This is a genomic window from Streptomyces sp. NPDC096310, from assembly GCF_044763125.1.
GTDB lineage: Bacteria > Actinomycetota > Actinomycetes > Streptomycetales > Streptomycetaceae > Streptomyces.
In genome coordinates this window covers 915,014-934,668 of record NZ_JBIWFO010000001.1, presented here as the reverse complement: position 1 = coordinate 934,668, position 19,655 = coordinate 915,014, and the positions used below count along the sequence as shown (strand labels likewise).

The following is a 19,655-nucleotide window of genomic DNA, read 5'->3' as shown; positions in this document are numbered from 1 at the left end:
GGGTCACAGCTCCCACACCACGGGCAGCCCGGCGTCCGCGCCGCCCTCGGAGTAGTCGTGGACGACGTCGAGGAGTTCGGCCATCCGCGTCTGCCAGGCGGTGTTGACCGGGAGCCGGTCCAGGGCGGCGAGCAGGGCCGCGTAGTCGGCGCACTCCAGCAGGTGGAAGAGGTCGGTGCCGCTGCGCCAGATCGTCCAGGAGGTGGCGCCGGCGGCGCGGATCGCGGCGGCGAGTTCGGCGGGCACCTCGCGGTGGGCCTCCTCGTACGCCTCGATCCGGTCGGCGCGGACCTTGGTGTGCAGGGCGACTCTCATGCGGTGGCTCCGTTCTCGGTGAGCAGCCCCTCGGCGCGCAGTTCGGCCCAGAGGTCGTCGGGGAGGGGCAGATCGGCGAGCGCGGCGGCGTCCCGTACCTCGGCGGCGGATCTGGCGCCCACCAGGACGCTCGCGACGGCCGGATGGCGCAGGGGGTAGTGGAGTGCGGCGGCGCGCAGCGGGACCCCGTACCGCCGGGTGACGGCGTCCATGCGCAGGGCCCGGTCGAGCAGGGCGGGCGGGGCGGTGGCGTAGTCGTACGTCGCGCCGGGGCGCGGGTCGGCGAGCAGCCCGGAGTTGAAGACCCCGCCGACCACGACGCTCCTGCCGCGCGCCGCGGCCTCGGGCAGCAGTTCGGTGAGCGCCGACTGGTCGAGCAGGGTGAAGCGGCCGGCGCACAGGACGACATCGGTGTCGGTCTCGCGCAGGAAGCGGGTGAGCATGGCGGTCTGGTTCATCCCGGCACCGATGGCGCCGACGGTGCCCTCGGCGCGCAGCCGCTCCAGCGCCGGGTACGCCTGTGTGAAGGCTTCCTCGGCGTGGTCGTCGGGGTCGTGGAGATAGACGATGTCGATCCGGTCGAGGCCCAGCCGGGTCAGGCTCTCCTCGACGGAGCGGCGTACCCCGTCGGCGCCGAAGTCCCACACCCTGCGGTGCGTGGCCGGTACGGCGAAGCCGTGGGCGAGGTCGTCGGGCTCGGCGGTGCCGGCGCCCGGGACGGGTTCGAGGAGCCGGCCGGCCTTGGTGGAGAGCGTGTACGCGTTCCGCGGCCGCTCGCGCAGCGCCGCGCCGAGCCGCCGTTCGGAGAGGCCGAGGCCGTAGTGGGGCGCGGTGTCGAAGTACCGGATGCCCGCGTCCCAGGCGGCGTCGACGGCCTCGCGCGCCTGTCCGGGGCCTACCGGGGTGTAGAGATTGCCGATCCCGGCCGCCCCGAAGGACAGGCCGGTCACCGGGACCGTGGAGCCGGTCCCGAGCGTGGTGTGCCGCATAACCGCTGCCGCCTCCTGTGTGCCGACGTCCGTCCGTCGTCGATCACGACGAATATTCATCGGATGACTGAGGACGTCAACACCCTTGAAGCAGCCTTCGGGGAATTCCGCGCGCCGATCTGTCCGATCTATCGTCTCGAATGGAGAAGTTCGCTCAGCGCCCCGGCCGGTCCGGGACGACGAATTCGCACCACACGCACTTGCCGCTGCCGCGCGACTCCACGCCCCAGTCGTCCGCCAGTTCGTCCACGAGCAGCAGCCCGCGCCCGGAGACACCGGACTCCCCGGCCTCGCGGCGGTGCGGCAGGGCGCTCGACCTGTCCTCGACCTCCACCCGCAGCCGCCGGCCCGTGCCGGGCCGCTCGGGCTCCGGCTCGCACCGCTGCGTGCGCGGCAGCACCCGGACGACCACGGCCGCGGCGCCGCCGGTGTGCACCAGGGCGTTGGTGATCAGCTCGTCGGCGGCCAGTTCGATCGCGTCGGAGCGCTCCCGGGCGCCCCAGGCGGTGACCGCCGCCCTGATCATGTGGCGTGCGGTGGCCAGCCCCTCGGCGTCGTCCCGCTCGACCCGCTGGTAGAGCCTGCCGCCGGAGCGCGGGGCTCGCGTACCACCGCGGCGCAGCAGCAGTACGGCGACGTCGTCCTCGCCGCCCCGCGCGTCCACGACCTCGCAGAGCCGGTCGGCGAGGTGCTGGAGGTCGCGCGGCCCGTCCCGTACCAGCGTGGCCAGGCACCGCATCCCGTCGTCGAGATCGGCGCCCGGCTGTTCCACCAGGCCGTCGGTGTAGAGCAGCAGGGTCTGCCCCGGGTCCAGCTCGACGGTCTCGACGGGGTAGTCGAGCGCGCCGAAGGCGGCGGAGAGCCCGAGCGGCATCCCGCCGGGCAGCGGCAGTCTGCGGCAGCTCCCGTCGGTGTCCCTGAGCAGCGGATCGACATGGCCGGCCCGGACGAGCTGGACGACCCCGGTCGTCAGGTCGGCCTCCGCGTAGGTGCAGGTCGCGAAGCGGTCGGTGTCCAGTTCATGCAGGAAGACCGAGGCGCGGGCCATCACGGTGGCGGGCTCGTGCCCCTCGGCGGCGTACGCGCGCAGCACGATCCTGAGCTGTCCCATCACGGCGGCGGCGTGGGTGTCATGGCCCTGGACGTCCCCGATGACGGTGCCGACCCGGCCGCCGGGCAGCGGGATCACGTCGTACCAGTCGCCGCCGATGTCCCGGCCGATCCGCGCGGAGCGGTAGCGTACGGCGATCTCGGCCCCCTGCACCGCCGGGATCCGGCGCGGCAGCATCGCCTGCTGCAACCCCTCCGCGAGGTCGTGTTCCTGCTCGAAGAGAACGGCGCGCTGGAGGCTCTGCGCGATGCTGCTGCCGAGCGCGACGAGCAGATTGCGGTCCTCGGCGCTGAAGCCGATCCGGTCGCGGTAGAGCAGTCCGAGCGCCCCGATGGGCCGCGCCTGGGCGATCAGCGGCAGATAGGCGGCGGAGTTGATGCCGAGACCGTCGATGGAGGGCCAGAGCGTGGGGTAGCTGTCCGCGAACTCCTGGGGCGATTCGATGAAGCGGGGCACGAGGGTGCGCACCACCTCGCTCATCGGGTACGCCTCATCGGTACGGGTGACCCGGGTGCCGGGCACGTAGGAGCCCTCGGGGCCCTCGGCGACCAGATGGATACGGCCCGCGTCCACCAGGCCCATGACCAGGCTGCTGGCGCCGAGGTGCGCCAGCCCGTGGGACTGTTTGAGGACGTCGATGACGTCCTGGACGGTCCTGGCGTGGGCGAGCGCCGCGGTGGTGGACTCGACGACGCCCGCGCCCACCCGGCGCAGGGCGCCCAGTTCATGGCGCGCGGCGGAGTCGGCCAGCTCCTGGGCCGCGTCGCGGACGAGGCCGATCACCCGGCGGGCCCGGCCCGTGGGGTCGCGGCGGATGACGCCCTGGAGATGGGTCCAGCGCAGGCCGCCGTCCCGGCGCCGGACGCGGAAGTACGCGCCGTATCCCTCGCTGCCGTCCCGCAGCGCCCGGGAGATCAGCTCGTCGAGACGGAGGGACTCGGCGGGCGGGACCCGGGGCTCCAGCCCCTCGGGGCGGCCGTCGTACTCGCCGGGGCGGAGGTCGAAGACGTCGAGGGCGGGTGCGTCGAGATGCAGCCGCCCGCTGTCGAGATCCCAGTCGAAGGTGCCCATCCGGTTGAGGGACAGGCTGATGTCGGCGTGGGCGGGCCAGTCGTCGGGGAGCGACAGGGGACCCGCTACCCGTTCAACCATGTGGATACTCTGTCATCATTTGTCGGATTCTTCGAGTGATCCCGGTAACACCGGACCGTACGGCGGACGCAGTCGGTCCGGTCGGCCCGGCCGGCTCGGGAGGGCGTTCGCGCCGGTCAGCCCGGGAACGCGCCGGCGCCGCCCGGTTCGTCGGGGAGGGCCGGGCCATCGGGCTCCGGCGGCACGTCGGGCTCCGGCGGAAGCGGCTCGTCCAGGGGCGGGGCCAGGTCGGCGCCGGGCGCCTCGCCCGAGCCACCTCCGGGGTCGGACTCCGGCATCAGCTCCACCTCGTCGGCGGGGGCCGGCGGCTCGTCCGGTACGCCGGGCCGCTCCTGGCGGGCCGGGGCCTCCGGCGGTACGGCGCCGCCGCCGGGGGGCGCGGACTCCGCGCGTCCGGCGGCGGTCTCGGACAGGACCGCTCCGGGCGCCTTCACCGCCTCGGGGTCGGTGAGGTCGGCGTCCGGGGCGTACGGCGGCGGCGTCCCAGGGGTCCGGTCCTCGCCACCGTCGGTACCGATCCGCCGCTCGACCCAGGAGTGGTCGACCAGGTCCACGATGACCAGCGCGTCGACGGGGCGCGCGGCGCGGTGGACGACGACGACCCGGTCGGCGTCGTAACCCCGCCAGGGCTTGCCCCGGTAGTGCACGGAGCCCTGGGCGGCGACAGGCGCGCCGAGCGGGCTGCCGCCCGCGCAGCGCACCCTGGGCATGCCGTACTCGTCCACCATGACGGCGGTGCCCGCCTGGAGCAGGGACTGGAAGGCGGTGGCGGCTCCGTCGCGGTAGCCGTGGGCGGTGACCCGGACGTCCGCCCGTACCACCACGGGGGTCAGTCCGCGCAGGAACTCGGGGACGGGCGTCCGGCCGAGCGCCGCGCCGCGCGCGAAGGCGCGGGCCTTCGCCGGCTCCCCGGCGAGCAGGGCGACCTGCCGCTCCACATCACAACTGGCCGACGGGGAGCCGCCGTAGAGGCCGGGGGTGGAGCCGGGCAGGGCGCGCGGCGTCCGGGTGCCCGTGGTCGCGCCCCGCACGCTTTCCCGCCCCGGGGAGCCCTGCGCGGCGCGCTCCGCCGGCTTCACCGGGGCGAGCGGGGCCGCGGCGGTCGAGGAGGTGAAGGGGTCGGGCCCGGCGGCGGCGACGGGCTGGAAGTGCAGGTCCTTCCCGCTCGGCGCGCTCCGCTCGCCACCCTCACCGCCGCTGCCGCCCCATCCGCAGCCCGCTGTGATCAGAACGCCCGCGGACAGCGCGACAAGCGCGGCATTCCGCCGGCCGATGGGTGAGCGCACCAGGATCTCCCGTTCTCTTCCTCCATGAGTGACCCCTCATATCTGCCGGACCTGTCCGCACCCCGCAAGCGGGACGAGCCCCGACACGCCCGGGACGTGAACATGTTGAATCAACGGCTCCCGCTCACCGGAGGAAGATGAACGCGTTCAACCCTGGGGGTGGCATGGGGTGTCCGTGCTGGTCAGCCTGACCGTGACGGCCAGCACCCGCTCGGCTTCGACCTGACGGTCCCGTACGGCGCCCCCGCCGGGCATCCGGAGTGCGGCGAGGAGCCCCTCGTGGTCCAAGTGGGCGAGGACGGCTCCGTCCTGTTCACCGTCATGGCCTTCAACGGGCTTCATACGCCCGGCGGCCGGGCCGGGACCTCGGCCGCAATCGCGCGCGGCACCGTGTCCCGTACCCGGGCGCGCGGGGGTACGGGACACGGTGGCGCGGGCCGTCAGTCGACCCCGGGCAGGATGTGCGGCTCGGCGAGATCGTCCTCGTACCCCGCGAGCCGGATCGGGGCGGATCGGGCCCATACCTCCAGGTTGCCGATCTTCTCGGGCCCGCGACCACGTTCGACGGGCTCCGTCGGACGTTGCTCGTGCTGCGTCACATCTGGTGTCACCGCGCACTCCTCTGTGTCGGGTAACTCTGGGACAGGTGGTTCCGTCGCGGTGGCGCCGTTTTTTCGGACGGGACCGCGGCCGTGGTAGGGGACCTGTCCCAGCACGGCCGTGGGGATGGTGTGTCCCCTGCTTGGCCGTCCGTGCGCACCAGAGTAACCAGATGAGCGCCAGTCCGCTCGATAGGGCTGGCTTTCGGGTGAACTTCCGGCCAACCGGCGCAGTTCCGGTCGGCCGGGGACCCGGTGAGGAGCTAGCGGGAGCCCTGTGACGGGGTGTCCGTCCCGGGGCTACCAATTGGCGGGCGCGTAGTCCTTGAGGAAGCAGCCGTACAGGTCCTCGCCCTGCTCGCCCCGCACGATCGGGTCGTACACCCGGGCGGCGCCGTCGATGAGGTCGAGCGGGGCGTGGAAACCCTCGTCGGCGAGGCGCATCTTGTCCGGATGCGGGCGCTCGTCGGTGATCCAGCCGGTGTCGACGGCCGTCATCAGGATGGCGTCGGACTCGAACATCTCCTGCGCGCTGGTGCGGGTGAGCATGTTCAGCGCGGCCTTGGCCATGTTCGTATGCGGGTGTCCGGCGCCCTTGTAGCCACGGCTGAACACCCCTTCCATCGCCGAGACGTTGACGACGTAGGCGCGGGCGTCGGCGGCCCGGGCCATCGCCGGACGCAGCCTGCTGATGAGGATGAACGGCGCGGTGGAGTTGCACAGTTGCACTTCGAGCAGTTCGACCGCGTCCACCTCGGAGACCGTCTGCACCCAACTGTTGCTGTCGTGCAGATCGGGTACGAGGCCGCCCGCGTCGATCGCCGTGCCCGCCTCGATCCTGGCGAGCGTGGCGGAGCCGCCGACCAGGGCGAGCCCGGTGACGTCGGACGCGCTCAGGGCCTCGGCGCCGCCCGCGGACAGCACGGCCTGGGAGCCGCTGCCGAAGGCGCCGATGACCTGCGAGGCGGGCAGTTCGCCTGCGGGCAGCGGCGCGGACTCGGCGGCGAGCAGTTCGCTGTACGCCTGCGGGGAGCGGCGCACCGTCTGCGCGGCGTTGTTGATCAGGATGTCCAGCGGGCCCTCGGCGGCGACGGAGTCGGCGAGGGCGACCACCTGTCCCGGGTCGCGCAGATCGATGCCGACGATCTTCAGCCGGTGGATCCAGTCGTCGCTGTCGGGCATGGCCTTGAAGCGGCGGATCGCGTCGGCGGGGAACCGGGTCGTGATGGTGGTGTGGGCGCCGTCGCGCAGCAACCGCAGCGCGATGTACATGCCGATCTTGGCCCGGCCGCCGGTGAGCAGCGCGCGGCGTCCAGTCAGGTCCGTACGGGCGTCACGGCGGGCCCGGTTCTCCGCGGCGCAGGAGGGGCAGAGCTGGTGGTAGAAGGCGTCGACCTCGGTGTAGCGGGCCTTGCAGATGTAGCAGGAGCGGGGGCGCTGGAGGATGCCCGCGATCTCGCCGGCGGCCGAGGAGGACGGCAGCAGGCCCTGGGTCTCGTCGTCGATGCGCTCGGCGGAGCCGGTGGCGGTGGCCTCCGTGACGGCCTTGTCGTGGGCGGTCTTGGCGGCCCTGCGCTCCTGGCGGCGGCGCTGCTTCACCGTGCGGTAGATCCCGGCGGTGGCGCGCCGGACGGCGATCGCGTCGGGGTGGTCGACATCGAGCTTGTCGAGTTCGTCCAGAACGCTCAGGCAGACGGCCATCCGCTCGGGGTCGATGCCGGGACCGGGCTCCCGGTCCCGGCTCCGGGGCTCCGGGATGCCGCCCCCGGCCGGGTCGGCCGGGCCCGCCGGGCCGCCGCCGTACACCGGGCTGTCCTCTGTCACCGTCATCGTTGCTGCCATTCGTCGAAACACTGTTCAGTGATCACTGGGGGTGGTGCCGGCTGCCGGGATCGTCACCGCGGGTCAGGAGCGTACCGAGGGAGCAGGAGCCAACAAAATCCCATCATCTTATCCGGTCGTGACGACCGCCCCGGCCGGGACCCGTACGCCCAGGAACTCCGTGGAGCGGCGCAGCCGGAAGCCGAGCGACTCGTAGAGCCGTACGGCGTTGGTGTTGGCGGCGGAGGCGTGCAGGAACGGTGTGTCACCGCGGGCCCGTATGCCGTCGGCGACGGCGAGGATCAGCCGGGCCGCGAGTCCCTGGCCGCGGAACTCCGGGGCGGTGCAGACGGCGCTGATCTCGGTCCAGCCGGGCGGGCGCATCCGCTCCCCCGCCATCGCGACGAGCGCCCCGCCGCGGCGGATTCCCAGGTAGGTGCCGAGTTCGACGGTACGGGTGAGGAAGGGGCCCGGCCGGGTCCGCTCGACCAGGTCGAGGATGTCCGGCACGTCGGCGGGGCCGAGGCGTACGGCCTCCTCGTCCGGCTTCGCCGCGAGTCCGGCGTCGACCATCTGGACGCCGTCGGCCCGGAAGGTGATCTCCCAGCCGGCCGGCGGCTCCCCGGCGAATCCGGCGAGGGCGAGGGCGCCGCCGGGGCCGGCGAGCGCGGCGACGTCGGCCCAGTCGGTCTCGGCCGGGTCGTCGGGCAGCGCAAGCCAGGGCGCCACCTCTGCCGGGTAGCGCAGCAGCGCGCCGTGCCGCTCGGCGAAGTGCGCGTGCGGTCCGGTGAGGGCGGCGCGCGTGGGGTTGTCGAGGGGGTGCGGCACAGGGGCGTGGGGCATGGACGGGGCTCCTCCATCTGTCCGGTCGGGGCGGTCGCCCCCGGGGCAACCTCCCCTTGTAAGGCGGGCAGGTGGCAGGCTATTCCGGCGCCTCGCGCGGCCCCGGTCCGGCCCCGGCCGCGCGGGGTGTCCGACGCGGGCGGCCCCGGTCCGCCCCGAGCGGGGGCGGACCGGGGCCGTCGCATGATGCGTCGGGCCGACGGGTGGCGGTCAGGAGGTGCCGCACTCCGTGCCGGCCGGGTTCTCGGCGTCGCGGATCAGCGCCTCGTGGGCCGCCTTGAGCCGCTGGGCGTCGGGCTTCAGCACCTTACGGTCGTAGGTGAGCAGGCCGTTCAGCTCGCCCTCCACATCCGCGATCTGGGTGTAGACGGCGCCGTTGCTTCCCTGGCAGGCCAGCGCGCGCACCTTGTCGAGTTCGGCCAGATACGCGTCGGTGTACGCGGCCTGGTCCACCCCCACGTAGGTGTGCTGCACGGGCCAGGCATGGCCGGGGACGGCGAGGCCGAGGCCGCCGTACTCACCGCTGACCAGCGCCCGTCTGCCGTCGGGCGCGGGCAGTTGCGCGCTCGGGTAGCCGTGGGCGTCGGCGATGTCCCCGTTGCGGCCGTCGACCGCGCCGCAGCAGTTCACCCCGCTCATGTTGTTGATCAGCCGGGTCGGGTCCCAGGACTTGGCCTGGTCGGCGACGCGTGCCTGGTCGTACTGGCCCCAGCCCTCGTTGAAGGTGACCCACATGATCACCGAGGGGCTGCTGCTGTGCTGGTCGATCATCCGCTTCATCTCGTGCTCGTACTGGGCACGGGACGCCGCGTTCGGATTGACCGTGTTCATGGCGGGCATGTCCTGCCAGACCAGCAGACCGAGCCGGTCCGCCCAGTAGAACCACCGGTCGGGTTCGACCTTGATGTGTTTGCGTACGGAGTTGTAGCCGAGCTTCTTGTGCGTCTTCAGGTCGTACGCGAGGGCCTCGTCGGTCGGCGCGGTGTGCAGCCCGTCCGGCCAGAAGCCCTGGTCGAGGGTGGCCATCAGGAAGGTGGGCGTGCCGTTGAGGACGGTCCTGGGGGTGCCGTCGACCTTCTCGACCGTGAGCGAGCGCATCCCGAAGTAGCTGCCGACGCGGTCCTTGCCGGCCGTCACTTCGAGCCGGTAGAGGTGGGGGTCGTCCGGCGACCACAGGTGGGGCTCGCGGACCGGCACGCTGAGGGCTTCGCCGCTGCGGCCGGTGACCGCGGCGACCTTGCGCCGGCCGTCGTACGCGGTGGCCGTGACCCGTACGCCGTCCCGCAGGCCACGCACCTCGACGGCGAGCTCCTCACCGGCGACGTCGGGGGTGAGCTTGAGGGAGCCGATGTGGTCGGCTGCTACCGGCTCCATCCACACCGTCTGCCAGATCCCGGAGGACGGCGTGTACCAGATGCCGCTGGGGTCCAGGCGCTGCTTGCCGATCGGCGGGTTCTCGCCGTCCTTGGAGTCGGTGGGGTCGTAGACGCCGACGATCAGCTCCTGGGTGCGGCCGGGCTTCAGGGCGTCGGTGACATCGGCGGTGAAGCGGTCGTAACCGCCCTTGTGCTCGGTGACCTTGACGCCGTTGACATAGACCTCGGCCTGCCAGTCGACGGCGTCGAAGTTGAGGTTGAGCCGCTTGCCCTGGCCCACCTGCCAGGAGGAGGGAACGGTGAAGGTGCGGCGGTACCACATGCGGTCCTCGTGCCGTTCGACGCCGGAGAGTTCCGACTCCACGGGGTAGGGGACGAGGATCCGCTCGCGGAGGTTCTTGCCGACCGGCGGCTGCTCGCCCTTGGTGGCGGCGGCGAACTGCCACTGCCCGTTGAGGTTCTGCCAGGCGTCGCGGGTCAACTGCGGCCTGGGGTACTCGGGATGGGCGTTGCCCGGCCCGACCTCCTTGGCCCAGGGGGTGGTGAGCTGGTACTCCGAGGTGTTGGGTCCGCTGCTCCAGAAGGGGTCGACGGGGGCGCCGTCGTGGGCGGTGAGGCCGCCGGACCCGTCGTAGCGGAGGTCGGCGCTGCCGCCTCTGCCGACGACCGGTTCCTTGAGCGTGACCAGCAGCCGCCGGGCGTCCTTCGGGTCCTTCCTGACGGTGCCGAGCGGCCACTGCGCGCCGCCGATGACCGCGCCGAGGTGGCCGGCCAGACCGGCGGGCGGGGCGGCGAGCCTCTGTCCGAAGTCCAGGCGCAGGGTGCGGCCGTCGGGCAGGACGGTGGTGGCGAGGGCGCCGTTGTACGCGAAGCCGTCGGGCAGCCGGAAGGCGGAGGCCGGTACGGGCTTCTTGACGCCGCCGGGCTCGGTCCAGCGGAGGCGGAGGTTCGAACCGCCGTAGTGCTCGAAGTACTCCACCTTGATGTCGTAGGCCTGACCCTGCGTCAGGTCGAGTGGCTGGGCGGTCTGTTCCTTGTCCCAGTCGTCGACCCAGTGGTCGATGGCGAGGCGTCCGTCGACCCAGAGCCGGAAGCCGTTGTCGCCGGTCATCGAGAAGGTGTGGGCGCCGGAGGTGGCCGGGACGATCTTCCCGGTCCAGCGTACGGAGACGTCGTCGGCCTGTCCGGTGGTGGCGGACAGCCGCGGCTCCAGGTTGGCGAAGTCGATGACCGGGTCGAACACGGTGGCCTTCAGCGTGTGGAAATCGAAGGCGCCGGGGGCGGATTGGGTGTAGTACTCGCCCTTGAGTCCGTGCACGTCGGCCGGGTCGTCCGCGGCCGAGGCGGCGGGGGCCGCGGTGAGTCCGGCGACGCCGAGGACGGCGGCGAGCAGGAGGGCCAGTTTTCTTCGGATGCGCACAAATCCTCCTTGCGATGAGAGGGTGGCGGCTCGTTGCGACAGTCTGTACAACGTTGGAAGGAACGGCAGTTGGCATGACAGCACGCCCTTTGCGGCACTGTCCAGAGTCGGGGAGCAGATATCGGTGAGCGTCAGCCTCAAGGATGTCGCGGAGCGCGCGGGTGTCTCCATCAAGACCGTGTCGAACGTGGTCAACAACTACCGGCATGTCACCCCCTCCATGCGGTCCCGGGTGCAGCGGGCCATCGACGAGCTGGGATACGTGCCGAACCTGACGGCCCGTCATCTCCGCAAGGGCCGTACGGGCATCCTCGCGCTGGCCGTGCCCGAGCTGGGCAATCCGTACTTCGCCGAGCTGGCGGGCGCGGTCATCGACGCCGCCGCCGAGCACGAGTACACCGTGCTGCTCGATCACACCGGGGGCAGCCGGGAGCGGGAGATCCTGGTCAGCCAGGGGTTCCGGGCGCGGGTCATCGACGGGCTGATCCTGAGCCCCATCGAACTGGAGGCGGAGGATCTGCGCGGCCGTGACCAGGACGCGCCGCTGGTGCTGCTCGGCGAGCGGGAGTACGACCTGCCCTACGACCACATCGCGATCGACAATGTCGCGGCGGCCAGGACCGCCGTACGCCATCTGCTCACACTGGGCCGGTCGCGGATCGCCTTCCTCGGGGCGCGCACCGACCGGGTCAACGAGCCCTCCCAGCTCCGGCTGCGCGGCTGGCGTGCGGAGTTGGCGGCGGTGGGGATGCCCGCGCCGGACTCGCTGATCGCGCCGACCGGCGGCTGGGCACACGCGGACGGCGCGACGGCGATGGCCCGGCTGCTGGACTCGGGCGAGCTGCCGGACGCGGTCTTCGCGTACAACGACCTGATCGCCATCGGCGCGATGCGGGTGCTCTCCGAGCGCGGGCTGCGGGTCCCCGCCGATGTGGCGGTGGTGGGCTTCGACGACGTCACGGAGGGCCGGTACGGGACGGTCACCCTGACCACCGTCTCGCCCGCGAAACACACCATCGCGCGGCTCGCCGTGCAGTCCCTCGTGGAGCGGCTGGACGGCGGCCGGGAACCGGCCGGTGACCACGGCACGGGCGAGCCGCGGGCGCGTGAACTCCGCGCGGAATTCCGGCTGGTGGAGCGGGAGTCCACGCTCGGCAGAGCGTGACGTGCCCGTCCGGAGCGGTCCGGGGACCGTGTGGCGCCGTTCTCGCGCGAAGGGTTTACAGGATCCGTACAACGATGTAAAAAACCTTCCGAACAAGCGCAGCAGACCGTGCAGACCAGCAGACCGTACGAGCAGATCTCCCGGGCGGTGTTCCTCGCGCCGGGGCCGTGCCGAGATGGGGTTCCGCCATGAAGTCTTCCGCTGTCCGTTCCACCACCACGACCGTTCTCGCCGCGAGTCTCGTCGCCGCACTCGCCCTGACCGGCTGCGCCAAGTCGGAGGACGACGCCTCCGGTGACAGCGAGGCGGCGGCCGGGGGCGGCGACCAGGTGGTGGCCTCCCCCAGCGCCGGGACCGACGCGACCTGCGGGATCGACCAGTTCGGCGGGAAGAAGCTGGATCTGGACGGCGCGACCGTCGGCTTCTCCCAGTCCGAGAAGGAGGCCAACCCCTTCCGGATCGCGGAGACGGCCTCCATCAAGGCGGAGGCGGCCGACCGGGGCGTCAAGCTCCTCACGGCCAACGCCCAGTCGCAGTTCTCCAAGCAGATCAGCGATGTCCAGGACCTGATCACCAAGGGCGCCGACCTGCTGGTCATCGCGCCGCTCAACTCGGACGGCTGGGGCCCGGTGCTGCGCTCCGCCGCGGCGAAGAAGATCCCGATCATCACCATCGACCGGAAGATCAACGCGACGGCCTGCAAGGACTATGTGAGCTTCATCGGCTCGGACTTCGTCGAGCAGGGCAAGCGCGCGGCGGACCGGATGATCGAGGCGACGGGCGGCAAGGGCAAGGTCGCCATTCTGCTCGGCGCCGCCGGGAACAATGTCACCACCGAACGCACCAAGGGGTTCAAGGACCGGATCAAGGCCGGGGCACCCGGGCTCCAGGTGGTGTTCGAGCAGACCGGCGAGTTCGCCCGCGAGAAGGGCCAGCAGGTCACCGAACAGCTCATCCAGTCCAACCCGGACATCACCGGGATCTACGCCGAGAACGACGAGATGGGCCTCGGCGCCGTCAACGCCCTCAAGAGCGCGGGCAAGAAGGCGGGCGACGTCAAGATCGTGACCGTCGACGGCACGCGCAACGCGGTGCGGTCCATCGTCGACGGCTGGATCTCCGGTGTCATCGAGTCCAATCCGCGCTTCGGACCGCTGGCCTTCCAGACCCTGGACACCTTCACCCGGGGCGAGAAGGTCTCCCAGGACATCGTCATCCAGGACACCGCGTACACCCCCGAGAACGCCAAGGCCGATCTGGGCAAGGCCTACTGACGTGCCGTCCGACACAGGGACCGCCGGCGCACCGACCGAACTGCTGTCGGTCACCGGGCTGACCAAGTCCTTCCCGGGCGCGCGGGCGCTCGACGGGGTGGACCTCGCCGTCGGCCCCGGTGAGGTCCACGCGCTGATCGGCGAGAACGGCGCGGGCAAGTCCACCCTCATCAAGGTGCTCACCGGCGTGTACCGGCCCGACGGGGGCGAGATCGTCCTGCGGGGCGAGCCGGTACGGTTCGCCACCCCGCTGGAGGCGCAGCACGCCGGGATCTCCACCATCTACCAGGAGGTCAACCTCGTCCCTCTGATGAGCGTGGCCCGCAATCTCTTCCTGGGGCGCGAGCCCCGCGGCCGGCTCGGGCTGATCGACTTCGGGCGGATGCACCGCGCAGCGGACGAGGTGCTGCGCGGTCTCGGGCTGCGGGTGGACGTCCGCCGGCCGCTGCGCTCGCTGGGCATCGGCGCCCAGCAGATGGTGGCGCTGGCGCGGGCGGTCTCGGTCGACGCGCGGGTCGTCGTCATGGACGAGCCCACCTCGTCGCTCGAACCGCGTGAGGTCCGCACCCTGTTCGGGGTGATCCGGATGCTCAGGGAGCGCGGGATCGCGGTGATCTACGTCAGCCACCGGCTGGACGAGCTGTACGAGATCTGCGACACCGTCACCGTGCTGCGCGACGGCCGCCGGGTGCACACCGGCCCGATCGCCGGACTGGACCGGCTGCGGCTGGTCTCGCTGATGCTGGGGCGCGAGATGGGCGAGGTGCGCGGCGAAGGGCTCACCAAGTTCTCCGGCGGGCACGAGACGACCGGTGAACCCGTCCTGGAGGCAAAGGATCTGACATTACGTCAGGTACTGCACGGGGTGTCGGTACGGGTGCGGCCCGGCGAGGTGGTCGGGCTCGGCGGGCTGCTCGGTTCGGGCCGCAGCGAGACGGCGAAGGCCATCGCGGGCGCGCTGCAGCCCGACTCGGGCCGGGTGGTGGTGGCGGGCGCGCCCGTACGGACCGGGTCCACGCCCGCCGCGATCCGGGCCGGCATCAGTCTGCTGCCCGAGGACCGCAAGGCCGAGGGCATCGTCCCCGGACTCTCCGTACGGGAGAACATCGCGCTGGCCGCGCTGCCGGAGCTGGCGCGTTTCGGGCTGGTCGACGACGCCAGGATCGACCGGCTGGTGGACACCTTCATGAGGCGGCTGCGCATCAAGGCGTCGGGTCCGCACCAGAAGGTCGGTGAGCTGTCCGGGGGCAACCAGCAGAAGGTGCTGCTCGCCCGGTGGCTGGCGATGCGCCCCAAGGTGCTGCTCCTGGACGAGCCCACGCGCGGTATCGACGTCGGCGCGAAGGCGGAGGTGCAGGGGCTGATCGACGAACTCGCGGGCGAGGGGCTCGGGGTGGTGCTGATCTCCTCCGACATGGAGGAGCTGATCGAGGGCTCCGACCGGGTCGTGGTGCTCAAGGACGGTGCGGTGGTGGCCGAGTTGACCGGTTCCGAGGTGACGGGGGACCGGCTGCTGCACGCCATCGCGGCCGGGGGCGTATCCCAGGAGGACGAGGCCCGCCATGACTGATCTCGCGGCGCCGCGGCGCGTCCCGGTGGACCGGGCGCGGCTGCTGACGCTCCTTCAGGAGTACGGCGTCTACGCGGGCGTGGCCGCCCTGCTGCTCGCCAATGTCCTGCTCACCCCGCACTTCCTGTCCGCGGAGAACTTCCGCACCCAGGCCGTGCAGGTCGCCCCCGTCATCATCGTGGCGCTCGGGATGGCGCTGGCCATCGGCAGCGAGGGCGTGGACCTCTCGGTGGGCGCGGTGATGGCGCTCTCCACCTCGCTGCTCTCGCTCTATCTCGGGTACGGGCCCTGGATCGCGCTGCTGGTGGCCGTGGTGGGCGGGGCCGCGGTCGGGCTCGCCAACGGCTCGCTGGTCGCGTTCGTCGGGGTGCAGCCCATCGTGGCGACGCTCGCGCTGATGGTCGCCGGGCGCGGGCTCGCCCTGGTGCTGCTCCCCCAGCTCAAGGACGTCAGGGATCCGGGTCTGGCCTCGCTGGGCTCGGGCGATCTGCTGGGCGTGCCGTATCCGGTGCTGATCGCCGCCGCGCTGGCGCTCGTGGTGGGCTTCACCGTACGGCGCACGACCTTCGGCCGGCAGCTCCTCGCGATCGGTGACAGCCGGCCGGCGGCCCGGCTCGCGGGGCTGCCGGTGCGCCGGGTGCTGATCCTCGTCTACGTCGGCTCGGGCGTCCTGGCCGCCGTCGCCGGGGTGCTGGCCACCGCCAGGCTCCAGGCGAGCGACCCGACCTCGCTCGGCACCCTGATGGAGCTGTCGGCCATCACCGCCGTGGTGGTGGGTGGTACGCCGCTGAGCGGCGGCCGGATCAGGATCGGCGGGACCGTGGCGGGCGCCGTGCTCATCCAGCTCCTGACCGCCACGCTCATCAAACACGACCTGCCGCCGTCCTGGACCCAGATCGCCCAGGCCGTGGTGATCGTGCTCGCGGTGTACGCGGCACGGGAACGGGGGAAGCGGTGACCACGGTGGAGGCCCAGGAGGCCAACTCCCTGAACGACGAAGGGGATCCGTACGGCGCGAGCCGGGCGGAACGCCTCAGCGCGCTCGCCCAGCGGCACGGGGCGCTCGTCACCCTGGTGGTGGTGGCCGTCGCCGCCTCGATCGGCTTCGACACCTTCGCGACCGGCGACAACCTGGCGAACATGGCGGTCTCCTCGGCCTTCCTCGCCGTGGTCGCCCTCGGTATGACCTTCGTGATCATCACCGGTGGGATCGATCTCTCGGTGGGTTCGCTCTTCGCGCTCGGCGGGGTGCTCGCGGCCTGGGGCTCGCGGTACGGCACGGCTGTCGCGCTGCTGCTGCCGCTGGCGGTCTGCGGGCTGATCGGCCTGGTCAACGGTCTGCTGATCGCCCGGGCGCGGCTGGCCCCGTTCATCGTCACGCTCGCCGCGATGCTGCTGGCACGCGGGGTACTGCTCTCGGTCACCGACGAGGGCGCGAACACCTATCTGGTGGACGGGACGTCCTTCTTCGCCCGGCTCGGCCAGGACACCCTGTTCGGGATCGGCCTGCCGGTGTGGATCACGGCGGCGCTCTTCGTGCTGGGCGCGGTCGTGCTGCGCCGCAGCCGTTTCGGCCAGTACGTGTACGCGGTCGGCGGCAACGAGGACGCGGCGGCGCTGATGGGCGCCCCGGTCGCCCGTACGAAGATCGCCGTCTACACCCTCTCGGGGCTCTGCGCCGGGCTCGCCGGGGCGCTCAACGCGGCCTGGCTGGTCTCCGGGGTGACCATTCTCGGCGCGGGGATGGAGCTGGAGGCGATCTCCGCCGTCGTCATCGGGGGCACCCTGCTCACCGGCGGCTTCGGCTTCATCAGCGGGTCGCTCGTCGGGGTGCTGCTGCTGAAGGTCATCCAGAACGTCATCAACCAGATCGGCTCGCTGGACTCCGCCTACCAACAGGTGGTCAGCGGCGCCTTCCTGGCGGTCGTGGTGATCGCCCAGACCTGGCTGGGGCGGCGGCGCCGGATGCTCTGAGAGGGGCCCCGCGGCGGCGGTCACGCTCCGCCACCGCCGATGGGCGCGGGGTGGCGGTGTGTCCGGTTCGCCCGTCCCGGGACGGCCCCGCCCGGGACCCATGGGGATCGCGCTGACCTGGGGCACCGCCCACGGGTGTAGATCGGCCCCGGCACGTCATCCTCTCGCATTACGCCGGATTGACCTCTCCAGGACGACGCGCGGACCGTCCGGGCGAGAGATCGTGGAAGGCATGAGTGCACTCGCCCTGTCCGTTCTCCTGTCCCTGGTCTCCGCGGTCGCCTACGCGTCCGGGGCGATCCTCCAGGAGCATGTCGCCACGGACACCCCGGCCCGCCCGTACGCACCGCTGCACCACGGGCTCTGGTGGGCCGCCGTGGCCCTCAACGGGCTCGGGGCGGCCCTGCATGTCGTCGCACTGGCGTACGGGCCGCTCAGCGTCGTCCAGCCGCTCGGCGCGCTCACCATCGTCTTCGCGCTGCCCATGGCGGCGCTCTTCGTGGGGCGCAGGGCCGGCCGCACCGCGTGGCGGGGCGCGCTCCTGGCGTCCGTGGGGCTGGCGGGGCTGCTCGCCCTCACCGAGGGGACGGACACGCACTCGCTGGACGGCGGGGAGCGGCTGGTCCTGGCCGCCGCCACGTTCGGCACGGTGGGCCTGCTCTTCCTGGTCGCGCAGCTGGTGGGGCGGCCCGCCGTACGGAGCATGCTGCTGGCGGCCTCGGCGGGGGTGGCGTTCGGCATCGCCTCGGTCTTCACCAAGACGGTCGCGGTGGACTGGACCTCGGACCGGCCGACCGTGCAGCTGCCGAGCCTGGCGGTGATCGCGGTCCTCGCGGCGGGCGGGCTGCTGCTCTCGCAGGCGTCGTACCGGGGCGCGGGGCTGGCCGGACCGCTGGCCACGGTCACGGTCGTGAACCCGGTGGTGGCGGCGGCCGTGGGGCTGACACTGTTCGGTGAGGAGTTCCGCTACGGGGCGCTGGGTACGGCGCTGGCGCTGGCCTCGGGTGTCGTCGCCGCGGGCGGGCTGATCCTGCTCACCACGGAGCGGCTGGCCGCGTCCCGGGCGGCGCGGCAGGGCGGCGCGGGGTCATCGGCCCCGGCCGTCCGGCCGCCACGGGAACCGGATCGGGCGTCAGAGGCGGACGCCGCCCGCGCGCAGGTAGGCGAGCGGGTCGATGTCGGAGCCGTAGCCGGGCCCCGTACGCATCTCGAAATGGAGATGCGGTCCCGTGCTGTTGCCGGTGGATCCTGAACGGGCGATCCGCTGGCCGCCGCCGACGCTCTGTCCCTCGCGCACGGTGAGCGCGGAGAGGTGCGCGTACTGGCTGTACTTGCCGTCCGTGTGCCGGATGACGACCTGGTAGCCGTACGCGCCGGCCCAGCCCGCGGAGACCACGCGGCCGGCGGCGACGGCCTTCACCGAGGTGCCGGTGGGGACGGGGAAGTCGACGCCCGTGTGGTAGCCGCTGGCCCAGGAGCCGGCCTGGCGGTACTGGGTGCCGGTGGAGGCGGAGACCGGGGCGGTCATGGCGCCGGTCTTCGGCTTCGCGGCCGGGGCCTCGGCCTTGACCTGCCGCTTCTCCTCGGTCTTCGTCGCCTCGGCCTTCTTCTCCTGCTGCTTCGGCTTCTCCCGCTGCTTCGGCTCCGCCGTCTCCCGCGGCTTCGTGGTCTGCTTCGGCGTCTCGGCGCGCTTCTTCGAGGGGACCGAGGGGACGGGCGCCGCCGTCTCCTCGGCGCCCTTGGCGGGCGCCTGGAGCACCAGCTTCTGCCCGGGGAAGATCAGGTCGGGGTCGGTGCCGATGACCCGGCGGTTCTCCTCGTACAGCCGCTGCCAGCCGCCCTTGACTGACTGCTCGACGGCGATCCCCGAGAGGGAGTCCCCGCGGGCGACGGTGTACCCCTCGCGCTGGGTCGGTACGGAGGTGGGCGAGGCGGCCTTCCCGGCCTCGGTCCGCTTCGGCTCGGCCTTCGCGGGGGCGCTCCGCGTCCGGGCGTCGGCCCGGACGGCGGTCCCGGTGTCGTGGGCCTTCGCCGGGGTGATCTCGGGCGCGTCGCCGCCCCGGGCCAGCCCGGCGCGGACCGAGCAGGCGGGCCAGGCGCCGGGACCCTGGCCCTTGAGCACCTTCTCGGCGACGGCGATCTGCTGGTCCTTGGTAGCGAGATCGGCTCGCGGCGCGTAGCGGGCGCCGCCGTACGCCTCCCAGGTGGACTGGGTGAACTGGAGTCCGCCGTAATAGCCGTTGCCGGTGTTGATCTGCCAGTTGTGGGTCGACTCGCAGGCCGCGACCTTCTCCCACACGTCCACCGGCGCCGCGTGCGCGGTCGCCGCGGCGAGGAGCGGCAGCGCCATGCCCGCCCCGCCCGCCGTGACGGTGAGCGACGCACGGTTGATACGGCTCGGCTGGTATCGGCGATGCCGACCGGTTGCGGCCATGATGTGGCTCCCCCACTGGCTGTAGGACACGTCGCAGCGGCCAACGTAAAGGCTCCGTGAGGACCGTGACAAGGCCTCACCGGCCGCGTCCCGGTCACCGGACGGCCGCGTATCGGCACACAGCGTGCCATCCCGGCAGCCGTGGCGTCCCGGTCAGTGCGAAATTCACCGCGGGTATCCCTCCGGCCGGGTACGGAGAAGGCCCGCACGCGCGGTGGGCCGTCGCCGCGCCCCGCGGGGCGGGGCCGGGCCCCCCCCGGGGGGGGGGGCCGGGGCCCCCCCCACGGGGCGGGGCCGTTGCCCCCCGGGGAGGGCGCTTCACGCGC

15 protein-coding genes and 1 pseudogene are annotated in these 19,655 nt (G+C 72.5%); 7 read left to right on the top strand and 9 right to left on the bottom strand.

What is annotated here, in order from left to right:
* Positions 1 to 3: 3 nt before the first annotated feature.
* From ACIQ7D_RS03765 to ACIQ7D_RS03750, 4 genes are all read right to left on the bottom strand, one after another.
* Entirely contained in the window at positions 4 to 315 is a 312-nt protein-coding gene (locus ACIQ7D_RS03765; protein WP_403933230.1) for an L-rhamnose mutarotase, read from the bottom strand.
* A complete protein-coding gene (locus ACIQ7D_RS03760; RefSeq protein WP_403933228.1) occupies positions 312 to 1,304 on the bottom strand; it encodes an aldo/keto reductase in 993 nt (330 codons plus the stop codon). The genes ACIQ7D_RS03765 and ACIQ7D_RS03760 overlap by 4 nt, the downstream gene beginning before the upstream one ends.
* A gap of 154 nt (positions 1,305 to 1,458) precedes the next feature.
* Positions 1,459 to 3,567: a SpoIIE family protein phosphatase gene (locus tag ACIQ7D_RS03755; RefSeq protein WP_403933226.1), complete on the bottom strand. Its 2,109-nt coding sequence runs from the start codon at positions 3,565 to 3,567 to the stop codon at positions 1,459 to 1,461.
* A 116-nt stretch (positions 3,568 to 3,683) separates the two neighbouring features.
* Positions 3,684 to 4,853, bottom strand: coding sequence for a DUF6777 domain-containing protein (locus ACIQ7D_RS03750; protein ID WP_403933224.1), 1,170 nt, complete (start codon positions 4,851 to 4,853; stop codon positions 3,684 to 3,686).
* Positions 4,854 to 5,012: 159 nt separating this feature from the next.
* On the opposite strand from ACIQ7D_RS03750, the pseudogene ACIQ7D_RS03745 reads away from it, so the two are divergent.
* Positions 5,013 to 5,147 (top strand): annotated as a pseudogene (locus tag ACIQ7D_RS03745) (hypothetical protein); the annotation flags it as partial.
* 146 nt (positions 5,148 to 5,293) lie between these two features.
* On the opposite strand, the gene ACIQ7D_RS03740 reads toward ACIQ7D_RS03745, so the two are convergent.
* The 4 genes from ACIQ7D_RS03740 to ACIQ7D_RS03725 form a co-directional block, all read right to left on the bottom strand.
* The gene (locus ACIQ7D_RS03740) at positions 5,294 to 5,464 is read right to left on the bottom strand and encodes a hypothetical protein (RefSeq protein WP_384925340.1); all 171 of its coding nucleotides are present in this window, start codon (positions 5,462 to 5,464) and stop codon (positions 5,294 to 5,296) included.
* A 288-nt stretch (positions 5,465 to 5,752) separates the two neighbouring features.
* On the bottom strand, positions 5,753 to 7,153 hold the full coding sequence (locus ACIQ7D_RS03735; protein ID WP_403933810.1) for an SDR family NAD(P)-dependent oxidoreductase: 1,401 nt from the start codon (positions 7,151 to 7,153) through the stop codon (positions 5,753 to 5,755).
* 249 nt (positions 7,154 to 7,402) lie between these two features.
* Entirely contained in the window at positions 7,403 to 8,116 is a 714-nt protein-coding gene (locus tag ACIQ7D_RS03730; protein ID WP_403933222.1) for a GNAT family N-acetyltransferase, read from the bottom strand.
* A gap of 210 nt (positions 8,117 to 8,326) precedes the next feature.
* Positions 8,327 to 10,912, bottom strand: a complete 2,586-nt coding sequence (locus tag ACIQ7D_RS03725; protein ID WP_403933221.1) for a PA14 domain-containing protein — start codon at positions 10,910 to 10,912, stop codon at positions 8,327 to 8,329.
* 124 nt (positions 10,913 to 11,036) lie between these two features.
* On the opposite strand from ACIQ7D_RS03725, the gene ACIQ7D_RS03720 reads away from it, so the two are divergent.
* The 6 genes from ACIQ7D_RS03720 to ACIQ7D_RS03695 all read left to right on the top strand — a co-directional run bounded on the left by ACIQ7D_RS03720 (position 11,037) and on the right by ACIQ7D_RS03695 (position 18,147).
* The gene (locus ACIQ7D_RS03720) at positions 11,037 to 12,077 is read left to right on the top strand and encodes a LacI family DNA-binding transcriptional regulator (RefSeq protein WP_403933219.1); all 1,041 of its coding nucleotides are present in this window, start codon (positions 11,037 to 11,039) and stop codon (positions 12,075 to 12,077) included.
* Positions 12,078 to 12,265: 188 nt separating this feature from the next.
* Complete coding sequence (locus ACIQ7D_RS03715) at positions 12,266 to 13,351, top strand: ABC transporter substrate-binding protein (protein ID WP_403933218.1); 1,086 nt, start codon at positions 12,266 to 12,268, stop codon at positions 13,349 to 13,351.
* Between the two features lie 40 nt (positions 13,352 to 13,391).
* The gene (locus tag ACIQ7D_RS03710; RefSeq protein WP_403933808.1) at positions 13,392 to 14,921 is read left to right on the top strand and encodes a sugar ABC transporter ATP-binding protein; all 1,530 of its coding nucleotides are present in this window, start codon (positions 13,392 to 13,394) and stop codon (positions 14,919 to 14,921) included.
* Positions 14,914 to 15,879 (top strand): ABC transporter permease, encoded by a 966-nt coding sequence (locus tag ACIQ7D_RS03705; protein WP_403933216.1) that lies wholly within the window; start codon positions 14,914 to 14,916, stop codon positions 15,877 to 15,879. The genes ACIQ7D_RS03710 and ACIQ7D_RS03705 overlap by 8 nt, the downstream gene beginning before the upstream one ends.
* Positions 15,880 to 15,884: 5 nt before the next feature.
* On the top strand, positions 15,885 to 16,895 hold the full coding sequence (locus tag ACIQ7D_RS03700; RefSeq protein WP_403933806.1) for an ABC transporter permease: 1,011 nt from the start codon (positions 15,885 to 15,887) through the stop codon (positions 16,893 to 16,895).
* A 232-nt stretch (positions 16,896 to 17,127) separates the two neighbouring features.
* Positions 17,128 to 18,147, top strand: a complete 1,020-nt coding sequence (locus ACIQ7D_RS03695; protein WP_403933215.1) for a DMT family transporter — start codon at positions 17,128 to 17,130, stop codon at positions 18,145 to 18,147.
* On the opposite strand, the gene ACIQ7D_RS03690 is transcribed toward ACIQ7D_RS03695, so the two are convergent.
* The gene (locus ACIQ7D_RS03690; protein ID WP_403933213.1) at positions 18,028 to 19,329 is read right to left on the bottom strand and encodes a transglycosylase family protein; all 1,302 of its coding nucleotides are present in this window, start codon (positions 19,327 to 19,329) and stop codon (positions 18,028 to 18,030) included. The two genes, ACIQ7D_RS03695 and ACIQ7D_RS03690, sit on opposite strands and share 120 nt — an antisense overlap.
* Positions 19,330 to 19,655 lie beyond the last annotated feature (326 nt).

What these genes read in the sequence shown, in the direction of transcription:
- ACIQ7D_RS03690 (WP_403933213.1), bottom strand. Translation starts at nt 19,329, where the DNA reads ATGGCCGCAACCGGTCGGCATCGCCGATACCAGCCGAGCCGTATCAAC.
- ACIQ7D_RS03715 (WP_403933218.1), top strand. Translation starts at nt 12,266, where the DNA reads ATGAAGTCTTCCGCTGTCCGTTCCACCACCACGACCGTTCTCGCCGCG.
- ACIQ7D_RS03765 (WP_403933230.1), bottom strand. Translation starts at nt 315, where the DNA reads ATGAGAGTCGCCCTGCACACCAAGGTCCGCGCCGACCGGATCGAGGCG.
- ACIQ7D_RS03760 (WP_403933228.1), bottom strand. Translation starts at nt 1,304, where the DNA reads ATGCGGCACACCACGCTCGGGACCGGCTCCACGGTCCCGGTGACCGGC.
- ACIQ7D_RS03755 (WP_403933226.1), bottom strand. Translation starts at nt 3,567, where the DNA reads ATGGTTGAACGGGTAGCGGGTCCCCTGTCGCTCCCCGACGACTGGCCC.
- ACIQ7D_RS03735 (WP_403933810.1), bottom strand. Translation starts at nt 7,153, where the DNA reads ATGGCCGTCTGCCTGAGCGTTCTGGACGAACTCGACAAGCTCGATGTC.
- ACIQ7D_RS03705 (WP_403933216.1), top strand. Translation starts at nt 14,914, where the DNA reads ATGACTGATCTCGCGGCGCCGCGGCGCGTCCCGGTGGACCGGGCGCGG.
- ACIQ7D_RS03730 (WP_403933222.1), bottom strand. Translation starts at nt 8,116, where the DNA reads ATGCCCCACGCCCCTGTGCCGCACCCCCTCGACAACCCCACGCGCGCC.
- ACIQ7D_RS03695 (WP_403933215.1), top strand. Translation starts at nt 17,128, where the DNA reads ATGAGTGCACTCGCCCTGTCCGTTCTCCTGTCCCTGGTCTCCGCGGTC.